The following is a 5305-nucleotide window of genomic DNA, read 5'->3' on the forward strand; positions in this document are numbered from 1 at the left end:
ATATTTCACATAACTCTTCTGCTTCGTTCATCACCTGCGATATGGTAGCGCCATACTTGTTTTGCCTGATGAGCCTGCATGTTTATCGTTACCGACACCTTTCACGATCAACCCTTTATTCAGCATGCCGAGTGCGGCTATCTTCGCGCTGACCCGGCGTTAAAATTTTGTCGGGTACGTTTCGCCAGGTCGCAACTACAGGACGCTCTTTTTAGCCAGTACGCCATCCCGCTCCCGCCTTCTCTTACTGGCGCCGTCGCCAAACGTAAAGCCGAATATCTGGCCGGGCGCTATTGCGCGCACTATTTGCTGCGACAATCCGGCTGCTTAGAGCCGGTGTTAATCGCCGCGGACCGCGCGCCAATTTGGCCGGCAGGCTGGCGAGGAAGCGTCTCACATAGCGAAGATATCGCCATCGCGGTGGTTAGCGCCGAGGACGACGGCCTGCATCCAGGGGTCGATATCGAGCATCTGCAACCGGGGGTCATGCTGGAAAGCGCCGATATGTTTGTCTCGAAAACGGAACAGACGCTGCTTTCCTGTTGTGGGCTGGATATGGAGTGGGCACTACTGCTGGCTTTCTCAGCCAAAGAGAGTCTGTTCAAAGCGCTATATCCGCGCGTACAGCAGATGTTTGATTTTGATGCCGCCGCCATGGTCGCTCTCGACCCGGCAAATCAGCGTTTCACGTTGCGCCTTAATAAAACCCTCAGCGACGCCTTCCCCGCAGGTAGCCAGTTCAGCGGCGAGTATTACTTCAGTGAAGGCACTGTTCTTACCTGTCTGCGCTAGCTGTTCATTTCGCCACTTCGGGATTATGATGACGCTAACTATTTGACCTGCCTACAGTGATAGATAAATGGATGTCATCGGCATCATTATGTCAGCGGGAAAATCCTCCGTCGACGTAGCGCTTTATACCTTGTTACCCATTATGGTCGTCATGCTGATCATAATGAAATATCTCGAAGTCCGCGGAATTCTCGACATCATCGTGCGCTGGCTGGCGCCGCTGCTGAAGCCCTTTGGGTTGACCGGTATGAGCGCCTTCGCGCTGATTCAGATAAATTTCGTCAGCTTTGCGGCCCCACTTGCCACGCTGGCAATTATGGATAAACGCGGCGTCTCTGACCGACAAATGGCCGCCACCCTGGCGATGGTCTTCGCCATGGGTCAGGGCAACGTTTTCTATCCCTTAACACCGTTCGGCCTGCACTGGCTGGCCGCGATCGCCATTTCTATTATCGGCGGGCTCTGCGCCGCAGCGGTCTGCTGGTACGCCACCGGACGTAAGTTATCCATTGTCGAGAGCAGCCGGGCAGAAGCGCTCCCGGAAAGCGAACAAAATAATCACGGGCTGATTGCGGTGATCAATAGCGCCGGCGCCGACGCTATCCGTCTGGCGCTTGGCGCCGTGCCGATGCTGATTTTATCGTTGACCATCGTCGGCCTGATGCAGGCGGCTGGCGTCATCGAGATGCTGCAGCGCGTACTGATGCCGCTGCTGCTATGGCTACATATCCCCGAAAACTTCGTCCTGCCCGCGCTGGTGAAATGTGTGGCGGGCGGCACCGCCTATTTCGGGGTTATCTCCGAGCTGGCGCAGCAGGGTAAAGTGACGCTCAGTCAGATTAACGCCTCCGCAGGGCTCCTCATCCAGACCTTCGACCTACCCGGCATCGGTATTTTCCTTGGCGTCAGCTCAAGATTTGTGCGTCTTTTCCGCTTCGTCGCCCCTGCCGCCCTCATCGGTATTGCGCTGCGCACGGTACTGCACATCCTATGGTTCTGAGAACGACGGCAGACGCTGATTAACCCGCTGCAGCAGGTAGGGGAAAAATGGGTTAGAGGTGGCGCGCATTAACGTATCAAGGCCGACGCTCAGCGTCGCGGTCTCGCCGCGTAGCGAAATGGTGCCAAGGCTAATACCGCTAAGGTTTTTCTCCGTCGGCTCGCGGCCATACAGCGAATCGGTGATGGGGAACGGCACCGCGATATGCGAAAGCGAGTACATATCCTGCGGCCAGGCCAGATGCAGCGCCTGCGTTCTCTCGGCAGTTTGCCCCGCCAGCGTCAAGCGCGCGACGGTATCGAGGGTGTGCGGAGTCGCATTCGTCACGATCGTCGTGGAGTACGGACGCGGCGCCGGAGGTAACAAGGTATTCACCGCCGAATAAGTCGCCGGGCGAAACAGCGCCCGCAGGTTCGCCGCCTGATTAATATCGAAAATCACCAGTTCGCTGCCGTTGTCCGGCAAATAGCGGTATAACGAATCAACCACCGCCCGGGTACTGACTGTAGAATCAATCACCGACTGAAAAGTTAACACCGGCGCGATAGAGGCTAAGCGCTGGCTCTGCGCCGCCTGGATAATCTGTTTTTGCAAGGCCTGGGTCAGCAGCCACGACTGGCGCGCTGTCTTTACCGGAAAGGAATTGTATTTATAGGGATTAAACTCCGGAACGACGTTTAGCCACGCCGCGCGCGCAAAGGCGGGAAATATCGAAGGCAGGCCAGCCAGTCCGGCGAACCGGGCAAAAGCGGTTACGCCAATCATCGGCGATAACAGTATTATCTGCTGCGGCCTGACCAGCGATTTATCGGTCAATTCATCGAGCGCATACTTCAGCGCCAGCGCGCCGCCGTTAGAATATCCCACCAGATGCAGCGGCACATCCCCACCGGCACGTCGCATCGCTTCCCGAACCGCCAGGCGGGTTGTCGCCAGCCATTGTTGCCAATCAACGCGGGTTAATGCGCCCGGCGCGGTACCGTGGCCGGGTAAGCGCGGCGCCACCGCGACAAAACCTTGCCGTTGATACTCTTCCGCCAGATAGCGCACGCTGTAGGGGGAGTCGGTTAATCCATGCAGCAACACCACCGCACCACGAGGTTTGCCGGATGGCAGTAATATAAAGGAGCGATTCCAGTCTGGCGTAAAACGTTGCGGATAGACCAGGCTGTCGCGATAGAAGCGATTTATCGGCGTTTTGTCAGCGGCAGGCAGTTGGTCGCTGACCTCACGCCGCAAATCGGCAAATATCTTATCTTCCCGTTTGAGATAGCTGGCAAAACTGGCTCGGTCGATTTCATCAGCGGTCATCTCATCCCCAGACCAGGTATGCCAGCGCTGCAATGCAGGACCACGTTCCGATTCATATATTCGTCCGATGAAAAATACCACCGCTACAATAACCGCCGCTGCCAGCGCTTTTTTCGCCAGCGAGACTATCCTTAATCCAGATTGATTCAGAAGCTTGTTAAATCGCATCAAAGCCATAGGTGGTATTTGCCTGTCCCGCTGCATCGCAGAGTTAAGATTTAACAACTTCAGCTAAACGTAAATTAAACCAATGGGTAGTTTCAGTTGTCTTTAAAGCACTAACGCGTCAATTATCATTCTGAGTGTAACAAGCCTGGGTGAAAACATGGAGTGGTGGGTCAAGAAAGTACGGAAAAATGCCTCTACAGCAACAACTTGCGTGGTTCTACAGAGTGGCCAGATCGTGGTAATTGCTGAAATCGAAAGCCGATACAGACTACAGGAAGGCGATAAGCTAACGCCTGGTCCTAATGCACTTTATTACATCAACAATAACGGCGCGGAGACATTAAGAGTGGTAAGCGCAAGTAATTTTAGCGCCGAACGCTGGGCACAGACTGCCTGACCCTGCGCGGCTAAGCTTTTATTATCAACGAGTTTGACTATTTACCCGGGCCTGTAATTTTCCTTCGCCATTTTCACGCTGTAGCATACTATCAACAGTATCAGCAGACCTGAAACAAGGAGCGAATGATGAACCAGAAGGCCGTCAGTCTGACCCCGGAGCAGGCGCTTTCCCAGTTGGAAGCGCAGTATGAAAGAGCGGTTAACGCGTTGCGTAAGGCCATTGGCGAGTACATTCACCACAATATCCTTCCTGATGAAATAGCCCGTGCTGAAGGCTTATTCGTCTATCCTCAATTGTCTGTCTCGTGGGATGGCGCCGAGCACAAAGCCTTAAAAACCCGAGCCTGGGGGCGATTCACCCATGCAGGCTGCTACACCACCACCATTACCAATCCAAAACTCTTTCGCGCTTATCTGCTGGAACAATTAACTCTGCTATATCAGGATTACGGCGCGCATATTAGCGTCGGCAATTCGCAGCACGAAATTCCCTTCCCTTACGTGATTGATGGCTCTGCGCTGACGCTGGATCGCTCGATGAGCGCCGGATTAACGCGTTATTTTCCGACCACCGAACTGTCGCAGATTGGCGATGAAACCGCCGATGGCCTGTTCCACGCCACCGAGTATTATCCGCTGTCGCATTTTGACGCCCGCCGCGTCGATTTCTCGCTGGCGCGCCTGAAGCACTACACCGGCACGCCGGTTGAGCACTTCCAGCCGTATGTCTTGTTTACCAACTACACGCGTTACGTCGATGAGTTCGTCAGCTGGGGCTGTAGCCAGATCCTCGATCCGGATAGCCCGTACATTGCCCTCTCCTGTGCGGGCGGGATTTGGATCACCGCCGACACTGAGGCCCCGGAAGAGGCGATTTCCGATCTGGCGTGGAAAAAGCACCAGATGCCGGCCTGGCACCTGATCACTAACGACGGTCAGGGTATTACGTTGATCAACATCGGCGTCGGCCCGGCCAATGCCAAAAATATTTGCGATCATCTCGCGGTGCTGCGCCCTGACGTCTGGCTGATGATTGGCCACTGTGGCGGCCTGCGTGAGAGCCAGTCGATAGGCGACTATGTACTGGCGCATGCCTATTTACGTGACGACCACGTGCTGGATGCGGTGCTACCGCCGGATATTCCCATCCCGAGTATCGCCGAAGTACAGCGTGCGCTGTATGACGCCACTAAACAGGTTAGCGGCATGCCGGGCGAAGAGGTCAAACAGCGTCTGCGTACCGGTACGGTGGTGACCACCGATGACCGCAACTGGGAATTGCGTTATTCCGCCTCGGCGTTGCGCTTTAACCTCAGCCGTGCGGTGGCCATCGATATGGAAAGCGCCACTATTGCCGCACAGGGCTATCGTTTCCGCGTACCTTACGGCACGCTGCTGTGCGTCTCCGATAAACCGCTGCACGGTGAAATCAAGCTGCCGGGACAAGCGAACCGCTTCTATGAAGGGGCGATTTCCGAGCATCTGCAGATAGGGATCCGCGCCATCGATCTGCTGCGCGCCGAGGGCGACCACATGCACTCCCGCAAGCTGCGTACCTTCAACGAACCACCGTTCCGTTAATCCCGGGCAAGCCCTGCGCGCTATTTGCGTAGGGCAAAATTGTACGGATACAGA

At 55.4% G+C, this 5305-nt stretch carries 5 protein-coding genes; 4 read left to right on the forward strand and 1 reads right to left on the reverse strand.

The genetic code is table 11. The features are described from left to right. Positions 1–78 precede the first annotated feature (78 nt). Complete coding sequence (locus ACSEMK_RS23930; protein WP_271031476.1) at positions 79–792, forward strand: 4'-phosphopantetheinyl transferase family protein; 714 nt, start codon at positions 79–81, stop codon at positions 790–792. A 67-nt stretch (positions 793–859) separates the two neighbouring features. Then, a complete protein-coding gene (locus ACSEMK_RS23935) occupies positions 860–1792 on the forward strand; it encodes a nucleoside recognition domain-containing protein (RefSeq protein ID WP_047050690.1) in 933 nt (310 codons plus the stop codon). On the opposite strand, the gene ACSEMK_RS23940 is transcribed toward ACSEMK_RS23935, so the two are convergent. Then, on the reverse strand, positions 1781–3271 hold the full coding sequence (locus tag ACSEMK_RS23940) for an alpha/beta hydrolase (protein WP_308958553.1): 1491 nt from the start codon (positions 3269–3271) through the stop codon (positions 1781–1783). The two genes, ACSEMK_RS23935 and ACSEMK_RS23940, sit on opposite strands and share 12 nt — an antisense overlap. Before the next feature lie 157 nt (positions 3272–3428). Between ACSEMK_RS23940 and ACSEMK_RS23945 the strand changes: the two genes are divergently transcribed. Further along, entirely contained in the window at positions 3429–3668 is a 240-nt protein-coding gene (locus tag ACSEMK_RS23945; RefSeq protein WP_430914559.1) for a histidine kinase, read from the forward strand. A 128-nt stretch (positions 3669–3796) separates the two neighbouring features. Continuing rightward, a complete protein-coding gene (locus tag ACSEMK_RS23950; protein WP_015365878.1) occupies positions 3797–5251 on the forward strand; it encodes an AMP nucleosidase in 1455 nt (484 codons plus the stop codon). The last annotated feature ends 54 nt before the right edge of the window (positions 5252–5305 follow it).

It is taken from the genome of Klebsiella sp. K-3, from assembly GCF_051207495.1.
Classification (GTDB): domain Bacteria; phylum Pseudomonadota; class Gammaproteobacteria; order Enterobacterales; family Enterobacteriaceae; genus Klebsiella; species Klebsiella aerogenes.

Coding starts and splice junctions, on each gene's coding strand:
- ACSEMK_RS23940 (WP_308958553.1), bottom strand. CDS start 3,271: ATGCGATTTAACAAGCTTCTGAATCAATCTGGATTAAGGATAGTCTCG.
- ACSEMK_RS23935 (WP_047050690.1), top strand. CDS start 860: ATGGATGTCATCGGCATCATTATGTCAGCGGGAAAATCCTCCGTCGAC.
- ACSEMK_RS23945 (WP_430914559.1), top strand. CDS start 3,429: ATGGAGTGGTGGGTCAAGAAAGTACGGAAAAATGCCTCTACAGCAACA.
- ACSEMK_RS23930 (WP_271031476.1), top strand. CDS start 79: ATGTTTATCGTTACCGACACCTTTCACGATCAACCCTTTATTCAGCAT.
- ACSEMK_RS23950 (WP_015365878.1), top strand. CDS start 3,797: ATGAACCAGAAGGCCGTCAGTCTGACCCCGGAGCAGGCGCTTTCCCAG.